Origin of the sequence: Streptomyces sp., assembly GCF_035644915.1 — a bacterium.
Lineage (GTDB): Bacteria > Actinomycetota > Actinomycetes > Streptomycetales > Streptomycetaceae > Streptomyces.
Genome location: NZ_DASQNP010000236.1, coordinates 1 through 20579 on the forward strand (window position 1 = coordinate 1; position 20579 = coordinate 20579).

At 72.0% G+C, this 20579-nt stretch carries 16 protein-coding genes; 2 read left to right on the forward strand and 14 right to left on the reverse strand.

Features of this window, described 5'->3' with window-relative positions; genetic code table 11:
- Both VE546_RS25315 and VE546_RS25320 read right to left on the reverse strand, forming a co-directional pair.
- Window positions 1-171 (reverse strand): roadblock/LC7 domain-containing protein (locus VE546_RS25315; protein ID WP_324924688.1); only part of this gene is annotated, 171 nt, incomplete at its 3' end.
- Window positions 172-3591, reverse strand: a complete 3420-nt coding sequence (locus VE546_RS25320; RefSeq protein WP_324926245.1) for a nitrate- and nitrite sensing domain-containing protein — start codon at window positions 3589-3591, stop codon at window positions 172-174.
- A gap of 556 nt (window positions 3592-4147) precedes the next feature.
- On the opposite strand from VE546_RS25320, the gene VE546_RS25325 reads away from it, so the two are divergent.
- On the forward strand, window positions 4148-4333 hold the full coding sequence (locus VE546_RS25325) for a hypothetical protein (RefSeq protein ID WP_324926247.1): 186 nt from the start codon (window positions 4148-4150) through the stop codon (window positions 4331-4333).
- Window positions 4334-4500: 167 nt separating this feature from the next.
- Here the strand turns inward: VE546_RS25325 and VE546_RS25330 are convergent, their stop codons facing one another.
- The 8 genes from VE546_RS25330 to VE546_RS25365 form a co-directional block, all read right to left on the reverse strand.
- The gene (locus tag VE546_RS25330) at window positions 4501-4713 is read right to left on the reverse strand and encodes an acyl-CoA carboxylase epsilon subunit (protein WP_324926249.1); all 213 of its coding nucleotides are present in this window, start codon (window positions 4711-4713) and stop codon (window positions 4501-4503) included.
- A 28-nt stretch (window positions 4714-4741) separates the two neighbouring features.
- Window positions 4742-6325 (reverse strand): acyl-CoA carboxylase subunit beta, encoded by a 1584-nt coding sequence (locus tag VE546_RS25335; RefSeq protein WP_324926251.1) that lies wholly within the window; start codon window positions 6323-6325, stop codon window positions 4742-4744.
- 210 nt (window positions 6326-6535) lie between these two features.
- Complete coding sequence (cimA, locus tag VE546_RS25340; protein WP_324926254.1) at window positions 6536-8167, reverse strand: citramalate synthase; 1632 nt, start codon at window positions 8165-8167, stop codon at window positions 6536-6538.
- 398 nt (window positions 8168-8565) lie between these two features.
- Window positions 8566-9669, reverse strand: a complete 1104-nt coding sequence (locus tag VE546_RS25345) for a branched-chain amino acid aminotransferase (protein WP_324926255.1) — start codon at window positions 9667-9669, stop codon at window positions 8566-8568.
- A 225-nt stretch (window positions 9670-9894) separates the two neighbouring features.
- Entirely contained in the window at window positions 9895-10932 is a 1038-nt protein-coding gene (locus VE546_RS25350) for a 3-isopropylmalate dehydrogenase (protein WP_324926257.1), read from the reverse strand.
- 134 nt (window positions 10933-11066) lie between these two features.
- Window positions 11067-11198, reverse strand: a complete 132-nt coding sequence (locus VE546_RS25355; RefSeq protein ID WP_324926259.1) for a hypothetical protein — start codon at window positions 11196-11198, stop codon at window positions 11067-11069.
- 519 nt (window positions 11199-11717) lie between these two features.
- The gene (pruA, locus tag VE546_RS25360; RefSeq protein ID WP_324926261.1) at window positions 11718-13349 is read right to left on the reverse strand and encodes an L-glutamate gamma-semialdehyde dehydrogenase; all 1632 of its coding nucleotides are present in this window, start codon (window positions 13347-13349) and stop codon (window positions 11718-11720) included.
- A gap of 62 nt (window positions 13350-13411) precedes the next feature.
- Window positions 13412-14338 (reverse strand): proline dehydrogenase family protein, encoded by a 927-nt coding sequence (locus tag VE546_RS25365; RefSeq protein ID WP_324926263.1) that lies wholly within the window; start codon window positions 14336-14338, stop codon window positions 13412-13414.
- Window positions 14339-14530: 192 nt separating this feature from the next.
- On the opposite strand from VE546_RS25365, the gene VE546_RS25370 reads away from it, so the two are divergent.
- The gene (locus VE546_RS25370; protein WP_324926265.1) at window positions 14531-15748 is read left to right on the forward strand and encodes a helix-turn-helix domain-containing protein; all 1218 of its coding nucleotides are present in this window, start codon (window positions 14531-14533) and stop codon (window positions 15746-15748) included.
- 99 nt (window positions 15749-15847) lie between these two features.
- Here the strand turns inward: VE546_RS25370 and serA are convergent, their stop codons facing one another.
- From serA to VE546_RS25390, 4 genes are all read right to left on the reverse strand, one after another.
- Complete coding sequence (serA, locus tag VE546_RS25375) at window positions 15848-17437, reverse strand: phosphoglycerate dehydrogenase (RefSeq protein WP_324926267.1); 1590 nt, start codon at window positions 17435-17437, stop codon at window positions 15848-15850.
- A gap of 271 nt (window positions 17438-17708) precedes the next feature.
- Window positions 17709-18707, reverse strand: coding sequence for a ketol-acid reductoisomerase (gene ilvC / locus VE546_RS25380; RefSeq protein ID WP_324926269.1), 999 nt, complete (start codon window positions 18705-18707; stop codon window positions 17709-17711).
- A 129-nt stretch (window positions 18708-18836) separates the two neighbouring features.
- Complete coding sequence (gene ilvN, locus VE546_RS25385; protein ID WP_324926271.1) at window positions 18837-19361, reverse strand: acetolactate synthase small subunit; 525 nt, start codon at window positions 19359-19361, stop codon at window positions 18837-18839.
- Window positions 19362-19381: 20 nt separating this feature from the next.
- The coding region (locus tag VE546_RS25390; RefSeq protein ID WP_324926273.1) for a thiamine pyrophosphate-dependent enzyme at window positions 19382-20579 on the reverse strand (1198 nt) is incomplete at its 5' end.

The window sequence follows — 20579 nt, forward strand, 5'->3', positions numbered from 1 at the left end:
CGACGCGACCGCCGCCAACTGATCGGCACGGTCCCGCGGGAACCCCTCGGACATGGCCAGAAGGAGGCCGTCGGCGGAGACCACCACCGTGTGCGACACCCCCGGGGTGTTCTCCACGAAGTTGGTGATCAACCAGTTCAGATTCTGCGCCGCCTGGCTCATCGGACTCAACTAACGCTCCTGCTGGTAGGTGGGGCCTATGCCACGGCTGCCGCCGGCCCGGCCGCTTCCGGCCTGCCGGCCCTGCTGGATGCCCCGGCGGAGATTGGTCAGCCGGCCGCGCACGTCGTCGGGCGCGCGCGAGACCTGCGGACCGGTCGGCGCGGACGGCCGCTGCTGCGCGGTGCCCGCCACCAGGTTGGCACGCGGTACACGGCGGGGCAGCCCGGAGGTGGTGACCCCGCCCGAGGCGGGCTGGCGGAGCTGTTCGGCCCGGCGCCAGCGCTCGTCGTTCGGGGTCTCCTGCCAGGTGATGCCGGTGTCGCCGGACTGCCGCTGCTGCGTCGCCGAGGCGGACCTGTCGGACCGCGCACCGGACGCCGAGGTCCCACCGGCCTCGGGCTGGGACGCGGCGGACGAGGCCCGCTGGGCGGCGCGCCTGGCGCTGAACCAGCTCGACTCGACCGACTCGAAGATCGGGGTGCGCTCGTTCGAGCTGACGGCGGCCGAGCTGCCGGGCAGTTCGAAACCGGTGTTGTCGCGGGCGGCCGGGGCGCTCTGCCGGGAGGCGTACTGCCCGGCCTCCTGGGGCGCCTGCGGGCGCGGGTACTGACCGGTCTCCTGCGGGGTCTGCTGCGGACGCGGGTACTGGCCCGTGTCCTGCGGGGTCTGCTGCGGGCGCGGGTACTCGCCGGTGTCCTGCTGCGGGCTCCGGAGGCCGTCCTGGCCGCCGCCCGGCTCCACGCGCGGGAGCTGGGCGGTGTCCCCGGGGCCGGAGGGCCGCCGGTGCGTACCCGTGCGTTCGGGACGGGCGTACTCCCCGGTGGTCTCGGTCTCCTCGTGGCCGCGCGGCGCGTCGGCGCCCTCCGGCCGGCCGGAGGTCCGGTCGCGCCGGCCGTCGGCCCAGCTCGGACGCCGCTCCCCCGCTCCGGCGGGCAGTTCGCTCGCGGAGGCGCCCTCGCGCTGCGGAAGCCGGCCGGCGGAGGGCTCGGGGCGCGCGTCGGCGCCGAAGGAGTTCATGGCACCCGCGCCCGCGCCCACCGCCGGGGCGCCCGCCGCGGGACGGGCGGGCTGTCCGGCGCCGGGACCGGGACGGGCGGGGCCGCCGAAGCCGCTGCCGCCGCCCGCGGGGCCACCGCCCGGCAGGGCGGCGCGCGAGGAGCCGCCCTGGACCTGGCCGCGGGTGGGCAGCGCGCCGAGCCGACTGGTGCCGGCCGGGGCCCCGCCGCCCTGCGGCTCGCGCCGGAGCGTGGCGGACGGGCCCGGCTGGCCGCCCTCGCCGCCGGGCTTCCTGGGCTGCCCGGCGCGCTGGGTGACATCGACCGGGAGCATGACCAGCGCGGTCGTACCGCCGGAGTCGGAGGGGCGGAGCTGGACGCGGATGCCGTGGCGCAGGGAGAGGCGACCGACCACGAACAGGCCCATGCGGCGGGAGACCGAGACGTCCACCGTCGGCGGGTTGGCGAGCCGCTCGTTGATCGCCGCCAGGTCCTCGGGCGACAGCCCGATGCCGGTGTCGTGGATCTCGATCAGCACGCGGCCGTCGGGCAGCGCGTGGCCGGTGACCTTGACCTTGGTCTGCGGCGAGGAGAACGAGGTGGCGTTCTCCAGCAGCTCGGCCAGCAGGTGCACCAGGTCGTTGACGACCCGGCCCGCGACCTCGGTGGTGGGCACGGCGTTCAGCTCGATGCGCTCGTACTGCTCCACCTCGGACGCGGCGGCGCGCAGCACGTCCACCAGCGGGACGGGGCGCGTCCAGCGGCGGCCGGGCTCCTCGCCCGCCAGGACGAGGAGGTTCTCGCCGTTGCGGCGCATGCGGGTCGCCAGGTGGTCCAGCTTGAACAGCGAGGAGAGCTGGTCCGGGTCGGCCTCGCGGGACTCCAGCTCCGAGATGAGCGAGAGCTGACGCTGGATCAGACCCTGGCTGCGCCGCGAGAGGTTGGTGAACATCGCGTTGACGTTCCCCCGCAGCAGCGCCTGCTCGGCGGCGAGCCGGACCGCCTCCCGGTGGACGTCGTCGAACGCCGCGGCCACCTTGCCGATCTCGTCCCGGCTGTGGACGCCGACGGACTCCACGGAGGTGTCGACGTCCTGCGGGTCGGCCTCGGAGAGCTGCTTGACCAGCTCGGGCAGCCGGCGGCGGGCCACGTCCTGCGCGGTGTCCTGCAGCCGGCGCAGCGAGCGGACCATGGAGCGGGCCACGACGAACGCGCCGACCAGCGAGATGCCGAGCACCAGCAGGACGAGGACACCGTTGAGGAAGGCCTCCTGCTGGGCCTCGGCACGCAGCTTGCGGGCCTGGTCGTCCATCTCCGTCAGGAGGGAGGCCTCGATCTTCTTCATCTGCTCGATCTTGACCTGGTCCTGGTCGAACCAGTCCAGATACGAGCGGTCCTCGCGCGCGATGCCCTCGGGATCCTTCACCACGCGCTCGGCGTACTGGTCGGCCGAGGTGATGTTGACGATGCCCTCGTCCAGCGGCTTGGTGAGCTCGGCCGCCTCCTCGGGACCGTAGATGGCGGCGAACCGGTTGCGGGCGGCACGCTCGCTCTCCCAGGCGGTCCCCAGGTAGAGGTGGTCGTTGTCCGAGAGTGCCGGGCCGCTCTTGCGGGCCAGGCCGGCACTGATGATCGCGCGCTGGATGGAGGCGTACTCCTTGGCGGAGGAGAACGCGGCCAGCGCACGGGTGCTCTGGATCATGTCCGGGTTGCTGGTGGCCTGCGCCATGTCCTGCGACAGGCTCAGCAGCGACTCGATCAACTGGTTGTAGTCGTTGACCGTCTGCGAGATGTTCTGCTCGTTGCCGTACGCCCGGCCCCGGATGTTCTTCAGCGTGTTGAGCTGCCGGAAGATGTCGGTGAGCGTCGCCCGGACGCCGGCGAGCGTCTTGTCGTCGGCGCTCTCGATGTCCTGGGTGGCGTCGAAGAACGCCGCCTTGACCTGGTCGGTCTTCTCGCGCGGCGCGACGACCGTGTCGTCCTTGGGATTGCCGGTGCCGGTCAGCGGGCCGGCCGAGCGGTCCCGTTCCTCCTGGAGGGCCGCCGCCAGCTCGGTGGCGTGCTCGGTCATCTCCGTGAGGAGCTTCATGTTGTCGAGCTGGTCGACCTCGTCCAGCGAGCTCTGGATGCGCAGCGCGCCCAGCGAGGTGGCCGCGACGACCGGAAGGGCCAGCAGCGAGACCAGACGGGTACTGATGCGCCAGTTGCGCAGCGCCAGGCGAGAGCCCGTCGCGCTGGGTTCCTTGGGTTTCGAGCCGCTGTCCGGCTCGCCGCCGTCCGGCTGCGCGCCCGTCCGCGCGCCTCCGTCGGCGTCGAGGGCCTGCTCCCGGCCACCGCTCTCCTGGGCGCGCTGAGGCGAGGAGCCGCGGTTGGTCGCACCGCGCAGCTCCGGGTCCCCCACAGCGCTGCCATCCCTCTTGAAACGTCCCTGCACTAGCGTCGCAACCTCTGGACCAGGCGTCCCCCCGCGAACGGCGGAACGGTATCGAGTCGGGAAGGCCCGAGGACCCCCCTGACGGTCGTGAGTGACCGGCGCGCCCCCAAGTCACCGCCGCGCGGCGCTCCTGTGCGCCCCTTGCGCGCCGGGTCGTCTCCTACGGCGGTCCGTGGAATTCCAGCACAGTGCCGGATCTCCAACAAGGTCCGTGGATGAGGCTGTGACATGCGTGACGCTGTGCAGGCACGGCATCGCGGAGGGTGCAAGCAAATAACGCCCATTACGGACTTTTGGCAGCTAGCCCCCCGGGTGATCCCCGGGAGGGATCGCTGCCCCGGTAGCGCCACCGTAGGGCTGAATATCCGACTTACAGAGCGTATGTCCGTTTACCAGCCGGGACGTGACCGCCCTTTATGCGGCTTTTGCCCGCCGTTTCGTGAGTAAAATCACAGGCCGATCGTTATGGGAGTCACCCCTGGAAGGGAAGGGGGACCCTTACGCTCAGCTTTACACACCACAGGTAAACGACAAGAAGGCGAACGGGGCAGACTCGGTGAAGACGACGATGATCATGCGGAGCGTTGCCAACCCGCGGCGCACCACCCTGGCCCATCTCAAGGACGCCGACGAGCTGGCCTCGGTTTCGGCCGGGCGCCCGGAGGAGAAGGCCATGACCATCCTGCCGTCCCAGACCGCCAACCCGCGACGGACCGTCCTGGTGGACTCCCCCGCCAACTGACCGCGCCTGCGACGACACGCACGTCGGCCCCGTACGCCCGAGGCGTACGGGGCCGACGTGCGTGTGGTTCCGTGCCGCGCGGCCTTCCCCGGGGGCTCTGCGGAGGCTCCCTCCTGAGGCCCTCCCGGGGCTCGGCCCAAGACCCGGCCGAGGACTCGGCCGAGGACTCAGCCCTGCCAGCTGTGGGGAGCCCGGTAGCCCGGGGTGCGCTCCAGACGGCGCCAGGGGGCGGTGCTGCGGCGGGGGTGCCGCGGGGCGGGACGGGTGTGGGCGGCGGCGCGGGCCAGGAGCAGGGCGGTGACCGCGGCGAGCTCCTCCTCGCTGGCCTGGCCCTTCTCCACACGGACCACGCCGGTGGCGCCGGCGGCGGGGTTGTTCACGGGACGTTCTCCCTCACTGGGTCAGGGGTTACTGGGGCGGGTTGCCGTGCTTGCGGGCGGGCAGGTCGGCGTGCTTGGTGCGCAGCATGGCCAGGGCGTGGGCGAGCACGGCGCGGGTGTCGGCCGGGTCGATGACGTCGTCGACCAGGCCGCGCTCGGCCGCGTAGTACGGGTGCATCAGCTCGCTCTTGTACTCCTTGACCAGCTTCTCCCGCGTGGTCTCGGGGTCGTCGGCCGCGGCGATCTGCCGCCGGAAGATCACGTTGGCGGCGCCCTCCGCCCCCATCACCGCGATCTCGTTGGTCGGCCAGGCGTAGGTGACGTCGGCACCGATGGACTGGGAGTCCATCACGATGTACGCGCCGCCGTAGGCCTTGCGGAGCACCACCGACACCCGCGGCACGGTGGCGTTGCAGTACGCGTACAGCAGCTTGGCGCCGTGCCGGATGATTCCGCCGTGCTCCTGGTCCACGCCGGGCAGGAAGCCGGGCACGTCCAGCAGCGTGATGATGGGGATGTTGAACGCGTCGCACATCTGCACGAAGCGGGCGGCCTTCTCGCTGGCGTGGATGTCCAGCACCCCGGCCAGTTGCTGCGGCTGGTTGGCCACCACGCCCACCACGTGCCCGTCCAGCCGTGCCAGCGCGCAGATGATGTTGGTCGCCCAGCGCTCGTGGACCTCCAGGACCTCGCCGTCGTCGACGATCTCCTCGATGACCGCCCGCATGTCGTAGGGCCGGTTGCCGTCGGCCGGCACCAGGTCCACCAGCGCCTCGCACCGCCGGTCCACCGGGTCGCTGCACTCGGTGCGCGGCGGGTTCTCCCGGTTGTTCTGCGGCAGCAGGGACAGCAGGTAGCGGACCTCCTCCAGGCAGGTCTCCTCGTCGTCGTAGGCGAAGTGCGCCACGCCCGAGGTGGACGCGTGCACGTCCGCGCCGCCCAGGCCGTTCTGGGTGACCTCCGCCCCCGTCACCGCCTGGACCACGTCGGGCCCGGTGATGAACATCTGGGAGGTCTCGCGGACCATGAAGACGAAGTCGGTCAGCGCCGGGGAGTAGGCCGCGCCTCCCGCGCACGGGCCCAGCATCACCGAGATCTGCGGGATGACGCCGGAGGCCTTGGTGTTGCGCTGGAAGATCCCGCCGTAGCCCGCGAGGGCCACCACGCCCTCCTGGATGCGGGCCCCGGCCCCGTCGTTGAGGGACACCAGCGGGGCGCCCGCCGCGATGGCCATGTCCATGATCTTGTGGATCTTCTGCGCGTGGGCCTCGCCGAGGGCACCGCCGAAGATGCGGAAGTCGTGGGCGTAGACGAACACCGTCCGGCCGTCCACCGTTCCCCAGCCGGTGATCACGCCGTCGGTGTACGGCCGCTTGGCCTCCAGTCCGAAGCCGGTGGCCCGGTGCCGCCGCAGCGGTCCCACCTCGTGGAACGACCCGGGGTCCAGCAGCAGCTCGATCCGCTCGCGCGCGGTCAGCTTCCCCTTCGCGTGCTGGGCCTCGGTCGCCTTCTCGCTCGGACCGCGCCGGACCTGTTCACGAATGGCCTGCAATTCCGCCACGCGGCCACGGGTGTCGCTCGCCGCGGACGGCGCCTGGGACAGATCGGTCATGTACAGACCCTACGAAACAGTTCCGCCGTTCGCTGTCGTTGGATTCGTACAGTCTCCGCCCGCGATTCATGGCCACGCTGGACAGAACCACGCCCTCAAAAGCCCGTACACCTGGGAAGACTCCGGGTTTTGACGCCGCGCACTGTGGGGTTCCCACAGTGCGCGGCCGAGGGTGCCAAAGAACGCTTACGGGTGTGCCGTGACGTCCGTTCAGCCCTGGGGTTCGATGCCGGCCCGCACCAGGCCGTAGGTGTAGGCGTCGACGAGGGCCTGCCAGGAGGCGGCGATGACGTTGTCGGCGACGCCGACGGTGGACCACTCGCCGGTGCCGTCGCCGGTGGAGACGAGCACGCGCGTGGTGGACTCGGTGCCGTGCGTGCCCGCCAGGATGCGGACCTTGTAGTCCACCAGCTCCATCCGGGCGAGCTGGGGGTAGATCCGTTCCAGGGCCAGCCGCAGCGCCCGGTCCAGGGCGTTGACGGGGCCGTTGCCCTCGGCGGTGGACACCAGGCGCTCGCCCTTGGCCCACAGCTTCACGGTCGCCTCGTTGGCGTGGGAGCCGTCGGGCCGGTTCTCCACGATGGCGCGCCAGGACTCGGTGGTGAAGAAGCTGAGGGGACGGCCCTCGGCCTCCTCGCGCAGCAGCAGTTCGAAGGAGGCGTCGGCGGCCTCGTAGCTGTAGCCGCGCAGCTCGCGCTCCTTGACCCGCTCCACGATCCGGCCGATCAGTTCGCGGTCGCCGCCGAGGTCGACCCCCAGCTCCTTGCCCTTGAGCTCGATGGAGGCGCGACCGGCCATGTCGGAGACGAGCATCCGCAGGCGGTTGCCGACCAGTTCGGGATCGATGTGCTGGTAGAGGTCGGGGTCCACCTTGATGGCGGAGGCGTGCAGCCCGGCCTTGTGGGCGAAAGCCGAGACGCCGACGTACGGCTGGTGGGTGGAGGGCGTGATGTTGACGACCTCGGCGATGGCGTGGGAGATCCGGGTCATCTCGCGCAGCGCGCCCTCGGGCAGGACCTGCATGCCGTACTTGAGCTGGAGGGCGGCGACGACGGAGAAGAGGTTGGCGTTGCCCACGCGCTCGCCGTAGCCGTTGGCCGTGCACTGCACGTGCGTGGCGCCCGCGTCCACGGCGGCGAGGGTGTTGGCGACGGCGCAGCCGCTGTCGTCCTGGGCGTGGATGCCCAGGCGCGCGCCGGTGTCGGCGCGCACCGTCCGGACCACGGCCTGGACCTGGGCCGGGAGCATGCCGCCGTTGGTGTCGCACAGCACCACCACGTCGGCGCCCGCCTCGTGGGCGGTGCGCACGACCTGCTTGGCGTACTCGGGGTTGGCCAGGTAGCCGTCGAAGAAGTGCTCGCAGTCGACGAAGACCCGGCGGCCCGCGGCCCGCAGGTGCTCCACGGTGTCGCGGACCATCGCCAGGTTCTCCTCCAGCGTGGTGCGCAGCGCCAGTTCCACGTGGCGGTCGTGCGCCTTGGCGACGAGGGTGACCACCGGCGCCCGGGAGTCGAGCAGTGCCTGCACCTGCGGGTCGTCGGCCGCGGTGACGCCCGCCTTGCGGGTGGCGCCGAAGGCGACGAGCCGGGCGTGCCGGAAGTCGATCTCCGCGCGGGCCCGCCGGAAGAACTCGGTGTCCCGGGGGTTGGCTCCGGGCCAGCCGCCCTCGATGAAGCCGACACCGAAGTCGTCCAGGTGACGGGCGATGGTCAGCTTGTCCGTGACGGAGAGGTTGATCCCCTCCCGCTGGGCCCCGTCGCGGAGCGTGGTGTCGAAGACGTGGAACGCGTCGCTGACGCGGGACACGTCCGCCGGATGCTGGGAGTCCGCGGCATCGGTCATGCTGGTTTGGCTCCTGTCGGATGGATGAAGGTCCGGAAGGCCTGGCTCCACTTGTCCCCGTCATCCCTCGCGCCCCGCCCGGCCCGGTTGGGGCCGGAAAACGAAAAAACCCCTCGCGGGTGCGAGAGGTCTGCGCGCGGGTCTGGGACACGGTGTCCGCCACCGCACCGGATGCGTACGGAAGCGGTCACTGCGGACCGGCGCGCTCGCTGCCGATAATCGTGGCGAACGAAGGCACGGCAGCAGTCTTGCACGATCCCCCTGCGGCATGGGGGGCAGTCTCACGATGTGGGAGCCCCGGCCGGGGCCCGGCGCGGCCGGCGGGCGTACGGGCTGCCGGCCGCGCCGGGGACGCGGGCCCCGCGGACGGTGCGGAGAGGGTGCGGAGGAGCCCCGGGTCAGGCCAGCTTGTGCATCCAGCCGTACCGGTCCTCCGCGCGGCCGGTCTGGATGGCCAGCAGCGCCTCCCGCAGCCTCATCGTGATCTCGCCCGGCCCGCCGTCGCCGACGGTCCACTGGGCGCGGGCGGACTTCACCGAGCCGACGGGGGTGATGACGGCCGCCGTGCCGCAGGCGAACACCTCGGTGATCGAGCCGTCGGCGTTGCCCTCGCGCCACTCGTCGGTGGAGATGCGGGTCTCCTCGGTGCGGTAGCCCAGGTCGGCGGCGATGGTCAGCAGCGAGTCCCGGGTGACGCCCGGCAGCAGGGTGCCGGTCAGCGCCGGGGTGGCGACCGTGGCGTCCGGGCCCGAACCCTTCACGAAGTACAGGTTCATGCCGCCCATCTCCTCGACCCAGCGGCGCTCGGCGGCGTCCAGCCACACCACCTGGTCGCAGCCGTGCTCGGCCGCCTCGGCCTGGGCGACGAGGGACGCGGCGTAGTTGCCGCCCGTCTTGGCCTCGCCCGTGCCGCCGGGAGCGGCGCGCACGTACTCCTCCGACAGCCACACCGAGACCGGCTTGACGCCGCTCGGGAAGTACGCGCCGGCGGGCGAGGCGATCACCATGAACAGGTACTCGTTCGCGGGCTTGACGCCGAGCCCGACCTCGGTGGCGAACATGAAGGGCCGCAGGTACAGCGACTGCTCCGGCCGGCCGGGCACCCACTCCCTGTCCTGCCGCACCAGCAGGTCGCACGCTTCGACGAAGGTCTCCACCGGCAGCTCGGGCATGGCCATCCGGCGCGCGGACCGCCGGAAGCGCTCCGCGTTGGCCTCCGGACGGAAGACGGCGACCGAACCGTCGGGCTGGCGGTACGCCTTCAGGCCCTCGAAGATCGTCTGGGCGTAGTGCAGCGTCATGTTCGCCGGGTCCATCTGGAGCGGGGCGTACGGCTGCAGCCGCGCGTCGTGCCATCCCCGGCCCTCGGTCCACCGGATGGTGACCATGTGGTCGGTGAAGTGGCGGCCGAACCCGGGGTTGGCGAGCACCGCCTCGCGCTCCGCGTCGGGCAGCGGCTGCGCGGAGGGCTTGAGGTCGAAGTCGATACGGGGCGTCGTCATGGTGAGCGCGTCCTTCACTGTGGGTCGTGGTGGACCGCGCTCCCGTCGTCCCGGCGGTGCTAGGACGTCCGAGCTTCTCCGCGTACGACGCTCCCTTGTCCGATTATCGGGACCAGGGGGCCGTGCGGCGGGCACGGGTGGGCGGTCCTGGGTAGATGGTCGCACCCAACCGCCGAGTAGCACAGCGGCCGGGCGCCTGCGGCCCGGCCGGGTGGGACGGCGGGCCTAGCCGGCTACGCGTACCGCGAGGGCGTCACCGATCTCGTCGGTGGTGCGGGGGGCGGAGCGCTCGGCGAGGTCGGCGGAGACCGCCTCCTCGATCCGCGCGGCCTCGGTTTCGAAGCCCAGGTGCCGCAGCATCAGCGCGACGGACAGGATCGTCGCGGTGGGGTCGGCCTTGCCGGTGCCCGCGATGTCGGGCGCGGAGCCGTGGACCGGTTCGAACATCGACGGGAAGGCGCCGGTGGGGTTGATGTTCCCGGAGGCGGCCAGGCCGATGCCGCCGGTGACGGCGGCGGCGAGGTCGGTGAGGATGTCGCCGAAGAGGTTGTCGGTGACGATCACGTCGAAGCGCTCGGGCTGTGTGACGAAGAAGATCGTCGCGGCGTCCACGTGCAGGTAGTCGGTGGTGACCTCGGGATACTCCTCGCCGACCCGGTCGAAGACGTTCTTCCACAGGTGGCCGGCGTGCACGAGGACGTTGTTCTTGTGGACCAGCGTGAGCTTCCTGCGCGGCCGGGCCTTCGCCCGCTCGTAGGCGTCCCGCACCACGCGCTCGACGCCGTACGCGGTGTTCACGCTGACCTCGGTGGCCACCTCGGCCGGGGTGCCGGTGCGCAGGGAGCCGCCGTTGCCGGTGTACGGGCCCTCGGTGCCCTCCCGGACGACGACGAAGTCGATGTCCGGACGGCCCGCGAGCGGGGTCGCGGTGTTCGGGAAGAGCTTCGAGGGGCGCAGGTTGACGTAGTGGTCGAAGGCGAAGCGCAGCTTGAGCAGCAGCCCGCGCTCCAGCACTCCGGAGGGCACCGACGGGTCGCCGATCGCGCCGAGCAGGATCGCGTCGTGGTTCCTCAGCCGCTCCAGCTCGGCGTCCGGCAGGGTCTCGCCCGTGGCGTGCCAGCGCTTCGCGCCGAGGTCGTACTCCTGCGTCTGCAGCTTCACGTCCTGCGGCAGGACGGCGGACAGGACCTTCAGGCCCTGGGCCACGACCTCCTGGCCGATGCCGTCACCGGGAATCACTGCGAGGTTGATGCTGCGAGACATGGGAGGGACCTTACCGTTCGTCCCAGGAGATGACACACACCGTCCACGATGCGGACCCGCGCGGTTGCCGGGCAGGCGTCCGCGCGGGACCGCGACCGTGGTTCTCCCGGGGCCGAGGGGGATGTCGGCGGGTGTCAGTGCCCGGTGGCGCCGCCGTTGTCGCGCCGGTCCAGGGCCCGCTGGAGGGCCGCGGCGGCGTTCTTGCGGTCGGTGTCCTCGTGGGCGCGGGCGGCGTGGCGGGCGCGGCGGCGTGCGGTCTCGTCCATGATCGAACTCCCTGGGGAAACGGGAACCGGAAGGCTGGAAAGGGAAGAGGGGGATCCCTGCGTGCCGTGAGCGGCGGGGGCGTCCGGTGCGGCAGGGATCGCCTGCGGCAGGGAGCACCGTGCCTCATCCGCCAGTCGCTGATGGAGCGAGACGTTCGGCTCCTACCAAAGTAAGGGCTGAAAGCTGTGATGTCCCGCCTAATAGTTGGCCTTCCTACTATCTGAGACGGGACAGGCCCTGGCCTGGGCTTTTAAAGCTGTGATTCCGGACACTCCGCCCATCCGGACGGGCCCGGCACGCCGGATCGTTCCGCCCGCCGCGCCCGGGGGCCGCCCGTTCCGGGGAAGCGGCGCCACGCCCCGGCCGCCCCCGCCCCTGGGCCGGCCGGGACCGCCGGGATCCGGGAGCCGCCCGTGGAAGCGGAGGCTCCGCTCAGCCCCCGCCCCAACCTCCGCAACGGCGTCGCCCCCGCCCGGGGACCGGGCGGGGGCGACGGGTGCGGGCCGCCGGGGGACGGCTCAGCCCATGTGGGGGTAGCGGTAGTCGGTCGGCGGGACCAGGGTCTCCTTCAGGGAGCGGGTGGAGGTCCAGCGCATCAGGTTCTGCTGGGAGCCCGCCTTGTCGTTGGTGCCCGAGGCGCGGCCGCCGCCGAAGGGCTGCTGGCCGACGACGGCGCCGGTGGGCTTGTCGTTGATGTAGAAGTTGCCCGCGGCGAAGCGCAGCGCCTCGCTGGCGTGGGCCACCGCGGCGCGGTCCCGGGCGATGATGCTGCCGGTGAGGCCGTACGGGGAGACCGACTCCATCTGCTCCAGCACCGACCCGTACTCGCCGTCGTCGTAGACGTGCACCGCCAGGATCGGGCCGAAGTACTCCTGCCAGAAGACCTCGCTGCCCGGGTCGGTGCAGGTCACCACCGTCGGCCGGACGAAGTAGCCGACGCTGTCGTCACAGCTGCCGCCGGCGATGACCTCGCAGGCCGAGTCGGACTTCGCCCGCTCGATGGCGGCCTTGTTCTTGGCGAAGGCGCGGTCGTCGATGACGGCGCCCATGAAGTTCGACAGGTCGGTGACGTCACCCATGGTGAGGCCCTCGACCTCGGCGACGAACTCGTCCCGGAAGCCGTTCTCCCAGATCGAGCGCGGGATGTAGGCGCGCGAGGCGGCCGAGCACTTCTGGCCCTGGTACTCGAAGGCGCCGCGGGTCAGCGCCGTCTTCAGCACCGCCGGGTCGGCCGAGGGGTGGGCGACGACGAAGTCCTTGCCGCCGGTCTCGCCGACCAGCCGCGGGTAGGTCTTGTACCGCTCGATGTTGTTGCCGACCGTCTTCCACAGGTACTGGAAGGTCTTGGTCGAGCCGGTGAAGTGGATGCCCGCGAGGTCGGGGTGGGCCAGCGCCACCTCGGAGACCTCCTTGCCGTCACCGGTCAGCAGGTTGATGACGCCCGCCGGCAGCCCGGCCTCCTCCAGCAGCCGCATCACCATCTCGGCCGCGAAGGTCTGGGTCGGGGACGGCTTCCACAGCACCACGTTGCCCATCAGGGCCGGGGCGGTGGGGAGGTTGCCCGCGATGGCGGTGAAGTTGAAGGGCGTGATCGCGTAGACGAAGCCCTCCAGCGGGCGGTGGTCCAGCCGGTTCCACACGCCCGGGGAGTTGGCCACCGGCTGCTCGGCCAGGATCTGGCGGGCGTAGTGGACGTTGAAGCGCCAGAAGTCCACCAGTTCGCAGGGGGTGTCGATCTCCGCCTGCTGCGCGGTCTTGGACTGGCCGAGCATGGTGGCGGCGGCCACCGTCTCGCGCCAGGGGCCGGCGAGCAGCTCGGCGGCCCGCAGGAAGATCGCGGCGCGGTCGTCGAAGGACATCGAACGCCACATCGGGGCGGCGGCGAGCGCGGCGTCGATGGCGTCCTGCGCGTCCTGCCGGGTGGCGTGGGCGGCGGTGCCGAGCACCGCCTTGTGGTTGTGGGGCTGTACGACGTCGAAGCGCTCGCCGCCGCCCATCCGCTTCTTGCCGCCGATGGTCAGCGGCAGGTCGATGGGGTTCCCGGACAGCTCCTTGAGCTTGGCCTCGAGACGGGCGCGCTCCGGCGAGCCGGGTGCGTAGGTGTGCACCGGCTCGTTCACCGGCGTGGGGACCTGGGTCACAGCGTCCATGAGCCGTGTCTCCTTCGGGGGTCGGTCGTGTCGTGCGTTCGGCCTGGGGCGTCCGCCGGCGCTCAGCTCCGGGTGGCCAGCGAGCGGAGGAAGAACGCCAGGTTGGCGGGGCGCTCGGCGAGGCGCCGCATGAAGTACCCGTACCAGTCGGTGCCGTACGGGACGTACACGCGCATCCGGTGCCCCTCGGCGACCAGCCGCTTCTGCTCGGCACCGCGGATGCCGTACAGCATCTGGAACTCGTACTCGTCCGGCTTGCGGCCGAAGCGGCGGGCCAGGTCCTGGGCGATGGCCACCATCCGGGGGTCGTGGGAGGCGACCATGGGGTACCCCTTCCCCTCCATCAGGATCCGCAGGCAGCGGACGTACGCCCGGTCCACCTCGCGCTTGTCCTGGAGGGCGACGGTCGGGGGCTCCTTGTAGGCGCCCTTCACCAGGCGGACCCGGGAGCCCTCCCCGGCCAGGGCGCGGCAGTCGTCCTCGGTGCGGTACAGGTACGACTGGAGCACGGCGCCGGTGCCGGGGAAGCGCTTGCGCAGCTCCGCCAGGATCCCCAGGGTGGAGTCGACCGTCGTGTGGTCCTCCATGTCCAGGGTCACGGTCGTGCCCGCCTCGGCCGCGGCCTCCACGACCGGCAGGACGTTGGCGTACGCGATGTCGTCGCCGCCCGGCAGGGCCTGCCCGAAGGCGGAGAGCTTCACCGACATCTCGGCGCGCACGCCCAGCCCCTCCTTCCGCAGGGCCTCGGCCAGCGCCAGGTAGGCGTCGCGGGTGCGCAGGGCCTCGGTGCGGTCGGTGACGTCCTCGCCCAGGTGGTCGAGGGTGACCTCCAGTCCCTGACCGGTCAGGGAGCGGACGGCCGCCACGGCCTGGTCGAGGCGCTCGCCGGCCACGAACCGGTTCACCACGGGGCGGGTGACCGGTGCGGCCGAGACGACGCGGCGGATGCTGTCGCTGCGCGAGGCCGCGAGGAGCACGGAACCCAGCACGGGGCACCTCCACGTATGGATCAATGACAGTGGTCGAACGGCAGGGAAAGCCACTGTCGAAACTAAGGATCGCTCCGGTCCACCGCCATCGACAGCTGTCACGCATCCGTGGCCCGGATCTCAGACATCTGTACGACAATGGTGGGGTCCGTGGGGCGCCGCGGACGTGGGAACGGAAGGCGAGACGGGCGGATGCGCGAGAACTACCAGGCGCTGATCGACGAGGTGACCGCCCTCCTCGGCACGCCCGCGACGCTGGAGAACCGCGATTTCGGGCTGATCGCCTTCGGGGCCCACGGCGGGGACGACGACGGTGAGGCCGCCGCCCTCCTGATGGACCCGGTCCGCACCCGCTCGATCCTCCAGCGCCGCTCGACCGCGCGGGTGCGGGCCTGGTTCGAGAGCTTCGGCATCACCCGCGCGGTGGAGCCCGTACGGATCCCGCCGGACCCGTCCGCCGGGGTGCTCCGGGGGCGGATCTGCGTGCCGGTGCGGCACGGCGGCGTGCTCCACGGCTACATCTGGCTGCTGGACGACGGGGCGCTGGAGCTGGGCGATCCCCGGCTGGCGGACGTACGGGCCGCCGCCGACCGCATCGGCGCGCTGCTGGCCGCCGAGTCCCGGGCGGGCGCGCGCCTGGGCGAGTTGCTGTACGCCCTGCTCACCGCGGCCCCGGGGCGCCGGGCGGGGGCGGAGGCGGAGCTGGCCGGGGAGCTGGGCGCCGTGGCGGCCGGGCCGCTGGCGGTGGTGGCGGTGACGCCCTGGGGTGAGAAGGACGGGGACGTCGTCGGGCCGCCGGGGGTCTCCGGCGCGGTCGCGGCCTGCGCGGTGCCCGGGGAGGGCCTGGCCGTCCTCGTCCGGCTGTTCTCGCCCGGCGGTCTGGACCCGGCCCGCACCGCCGCCGAGCGGCTGCTGCGCTCGCCGCGCGCCGGCGGCGGCGCGGGCGGCCGCGGGCCGGGAGGGGCGGACGGCGCGGGGGCGGGGATCGGCGCGCCCTGCGAGGGGCTGGCCGGGGTGCCCGACGCCTGGCGGCAGGCGCTGTCCGCGGCACGGGCCGCGCGGGCGGAGAGGCGGCTGGGACCGGTGGCGCGGTGGGACCGGATCGGGCCGTACCGGATGCTGGCCGCCCTGGTGACCTCCCCCGGCGTCTCCACCGCCGCCGGCCTGCCGGACGCGGCGGTGCGGGCGCTGCTGGCGCCCGGCCACCGGGAGCTGGCCCGTACGGCCGAGGTGTTCCTGGACTGCGCGGGGCAGGCGGGCCGTACGGCGACGGCCCTCGGCATCCACCGGCAGACCCTGTACTACCGGCTGGCGCGGGTGGAGCAGCTCACCGGCCTCGACCTGGACGACGGCGAGGACCGGCTGCTGCTGCACATGGCCCTCAAGACCGCGCGGCTGGCCCGGGACTGACGGAACGGCCGGCGGGCGGCCCGGGCGGAGGGTGCGGGACGGAGAACGGCCCCGGCGCGGTGAGGTCCGCGCCGGGGCCGGGGCCGAAGGGCCCGGAGGTCAGTCCTCCAGGTTGACGCTGCGCGCCGAGGTGGCGCCGATCTCGTTCGCGATCTCGGTGAGCACCTGGGGCGGGATGGTGTCGTCCACGGTGAGGGCGACCAGTGCCTCGCCGCCCTCCTCGGAGCGCGAGACCTGCATGCCGGCGATGTTGATGCCGGCCTCGCCCAGGATGCGGCCGACGGTGCCGACCACGCCGGGCCGGTCGGTGTAGCGCAGGAAGGCCATGTGCTCGGCGAGCGCCAGGTCCACGTCGTACTCGCCGACGGCGACGATCTTCTGGAGGTGCTTGGGCCCGGACAGGGTGCCGGAGACCGAGACCTCCTCACCGCTGGCCAGGGTGCCGCGCACGGTCACCACGTTGCGGTGCTCCGGGGACTCCGAGCTGGTGGTCAGGCGGACCTCCACACCGCGCTCCTGGGCGAAGAGCGGCGCGTTGACGTAGCTGACCGTCTCGTCCACGACGTCCTCGAAGACGCCCTTGAGGGCGGAGAGTTCGAGCACCTTGACGTCGTGCTGGGTGATCTCGCCGTAGACCTCGACGTCGAGCCGGACGGCGACCTCGCCCGCCAGCGCGGTGAAGATCCGCCCCAGCCGCTCGGCCAGCGGCAGCCCGGGCCGCACCTCCTCGGCGATCACTCCGCCCTGGACGTTGACCGCGTCCGGGACCAGCTCGCCGGCGAGCGCCAGCCGCACGGACTTGGCGACCGCGATGCCCGCCTTCTCCTGGGCCTCGCCGGTGGAGGCGCCCAGGTGCGGGGTGCACACGACGTTGTCGAAGGCGAACAGCGGGGAGTCCGTGCACGGCTCGGTGGCGTACACGTCCAGGCCCGCACCCGCGACCCGGCCCTCCTTCAGGGCCGACAGCAGCGCGTCCTCGTCCACGATGCCGCCGCGCGCGGCGTTGACGATCCGTACGGTCGGCTTGACCTTGCGCAGCGCCTCGTCGCCGATCAGGCCGATCGTCTCGGGGGTCTTGGGCAGGTGGACGGTGATGAAGTCGGAGACCTCCAGCAGCTCGTCGAGGGAGAGCAGCTTGACGCCCATCTGCGCGGCGCGGGCGGGCTGCACGTACGGGTCGTACGCGACGATCTTCATGCCGAAGGCGGACATGCGCTGGGCGACCAGGACGCCGATGCGGCCGAGACCGACGACGCCGAGGGTCTTCTCGGCCAGCTCGACGCCGGTGTACTTGCTGCGCTTCCACTCGCCGTTCTTCAGGGCGGTGTTGGCCTGCGGGATGTTGCGGGCGGTGGAGATCAGCAGGCCGCAGGCCAGCTCCGCGGCGGTGACGATGTTGGAGGTCGGCGCGTTGACGACCATCACGCCGGCCTTGGTGGCGGCGGAGACGTCGACGTTGTCCAGACCGACGCCCGCTCGGGCGATGACCTTCAGCCGCCGGGCGGCGGCGATGGCCTCGGCGTCGACCTTGGTGGCGCTGCGCACCAGGATGGCGTCGACGTCGGCGATGGCGGGGATCAGCTCGGCGCGATCGGCTCCGTTGCAGTGCCGGATCTCGAAGTCCGGGCCAAGGGCGTCGACCGTGGCCGGGGAGAGTTCTTCGGCGATGAGTACTACGGGTTTGCTCACTTCGGTCTTCAGTCCTCACTGGTCCTGGGGGCCCCTCCCGTGTCCGAAGGACCACGGGGGAGGACGGCCGCGTCCCGACGGCCGAAGGCGGTGGAGGTGGGCAGCCGCGTGGAGACGCACGACGCTGTGAGCCTGTGACGCGTTTGTGTCGTCAGTCTATCCGCGCGGGGGCGGCCCCGGGGCCGGAGCGCCGGGACCGCCTCGTCGCACGGATGTGCCGCCGTGCCCACCTGCGGACGGGAGTCGGGCGGGAGCCGCGGGCGGCTCCCGCTCAGTCCTCGTCGCCGACCCAGCTCATGAGCTTGCGCAGCTCGCGACCGGTGGTCTCCAGCAGGTGGTCGGAGTCGGCCTTCTTGTACTCGTTGTACTTCGGCAGGCCGGCGTTGTACTCGGCCATCCAGTTCCTGGCGAAGGTGCCGTCCTGGATCTCGGCGAGGACCTTCTTCATCTCGGCCTTGGTGTTCTCGTTGATGATCCGCGGGCCGGTGACGTAGTCGCCCCACTCGGCGGTCTCGGAGACCGACCAGCGCATCTTCTCCAGGCCGCCCTCGTACATCAGGTCCACGATCAGCTTCAGCTCGTGGAGGCACTCGAAGTAGGCGATCTCCGGCTGGTAGCCCGCCTCGACCAGGGTCTCGAAGCCCGCCTTCACCAGCGCCGAGGCACCGCCGCAGAGCACGGCCTGCTCGCCGAACAGGTCGGTCTCGGTCTCCTCGGTGAAGGTGGTCCTGATGACGCCGGCCCGGGTGCCGCCGATGGCCTTGGCGTACGACAGGGCCAGCGGGAAGGCGCCGCCGGTGGCGTCCTGCTCGACGGCCGCGATGCACGGCACGCCGCGGCCCTGCTCGAACTGGCGGCGGACCAGGTGGCCCGGGCCCTTGGGGGCGACCATGCAGACGTCCACGCCGGCCGGGGGCTTGATGAAGCCGAACCGGATGTTGAAGCCGTGGCCGAAGAAGAGGGCGTCGCCGTCCTTGAGGTTGGGGGCGATGGACTCCTCGTAGACCTTGGCCTGGATGGGGTCCGGAACCAGGACCATGATCACGTCGGCCTCGGCGGCGGCCTCGGCCGGGGTCACCACGCGCAGCCCCTGCTCCTCGGCCTTCGCCCGGGACTTCGAGCCCTCGGGGAGACCGACGCGGACGTCGACGCCCGAGTCGCGCAGCGACAGGGCGTGGGCGTGGCCCTGGCTGCCGTAACCGAGGACCGCGACCTTGCGGCCCTGGATGATGGACAGGTCGGCGTCGTCGTCGTAGAACAGCTCGGCCACTTCGGATATCTCCTTGTTCTTGCTGTACGGGGGTCTTGCCGTACGGGAGGGGACGGCGGGCCCGTCCGCCGGAATGATCCGTCAGGGCCCACCGTATGCCGGTGCGGGCACCGGCGACCGGCGATCTCGCTATGCGGTCCGGTCCAGGGCGCGCAGCGAGCGGTCGGTGATCGAACGCGCACCGCGGCCGATCGCGATCGTGCCGGACTGGACCAGTTCCTTGATGCCGTACTGCTCCAGCATCTTGAGCATGGCCTCCAGCTTGTCGCTGCTGCCGGTCGCCTCGATGGTGACGGCCTCCGGGGAGACGTCCACGGTCTTGGCGCGGAAGAGCTGGACGATCTCGATGATCTGCGAGCGGGTCTCGTTGTCGGCGCGGACCTTCACCAGGACGAGTTCGCGCTGGACGGCGGACGACGGCTCCAGCTCGACGATCTTCAGCACGTTGACGAGCTTGTTGAGCTGCTTGGTGACCTGCTCCAGCGGGAGGTCCTCCACGTTCACCACGATGGTGATGCGGGAGATGTCGGGGTGCTCGGTGACACCGACGGCGAGGGAGTCGATGTTGAAGCCGCGGCGGGAGAAGAGCGCGGCGATCCGGGCGAGGATGCCGGGGGTGTTCTCCACCAGGACGGAGAGCGTGTGCTTGGACATCGGGCGTGGTGCTCCGTTCCTCAGTCGTCGCTGTCGCCGAAGTCGGGACGGACACCGCGGGCCGCCATGACCTCGTCGTTGGAGGTGCCGGCCGCGACCATCGGCCAGACCATCGCGTCCTCGTGGACGATGAAGTCGACGACGACGGGGCGGTCGTTGATGGAGTTGGCCTTCTCGATCACCGCGTCGAGCTGGGCGGGGTCCTCGCAGCGGATGCCGACGCAGCCCATGGCCTCCGCCAGCTTCACGAAGTCGGGGATGCGGGTGCCCTTGGCCGTCTGGTCGGCGCCCGGCTCGCCGGGGCCGCTGTGCAGCACGGTGTTGGAGTAGCGCTGGTTGTAGAAGAGGGTCTGCCACTGGCGGACCATCCCCAGCGCGCCGTTGTTGATGATCGCAACCTTGATCGGGATGCCGTTGAGGGCCGCGGTGACCAGTTCCTGGTTGGTCATCTGGAAGCAGCCGTCGCCGTCGATCGCCCAGACGGTGCGGTCCGGGGCCCCGGCCTTGGCGCCGAGCGCGGCGGGGACGGCGTAGCCCATGGTGCCCAGGCCGCCGGAGTTGAGCCAGGTGGCGGGCTTGTCGTAGGTGATGAAGTGGGCGGCCCACATCTGGTGCTGGCCGACGCCGGCGGCGAAGATCGTGCCCTCGGGCGCCAGGGCACCGATGCGCTCGATGACCTGCTGCGGGGCCAGGGAGCCGTCCTCGGGCAGGTCGTAGCCGAGCGGGTAGGTCTCGCGCCAGCGGTTCAGCTGCTGCCACCACTCGGTGTAGTCGCCGGTGTGGCCCGCCTCGTGCTCGGCGCGGACGGCCACCACCAGGTCGGCGATGACCTCGCGGGCGTCGCCGACGATGGGGACGTCGGCGGCGCGGTTCTTGCCGATCTCGGCCGGGTCGATGTCGGCGTGCACGATCTTCGCGTACGGCGCGAAGGAGTCCAGCTTCCCGGTGACGCGGTCGTCGAAGCGGGCGCCGAGCGCGACGATCAGGTCGGCCTTCTGCAGGGCGGTGACGGCGGCGACGGTGCCGTGCATGCCGGGCATGCCCAGGTGCTGCGGGTGGCTGTCCGGGAACGCGCCGCGGGCCATCAGCGTGGTGACGACCGGGATGCCGGTGAGCTCGGCGAGCACCCGCAGCTCCGCAGCGGCGCGGGCCTTGAGGACGCCGCCGCCGACGTACAGCACCGGGCGCTTGGCCTGGGCGATCAGCCGGGCCGCCTCG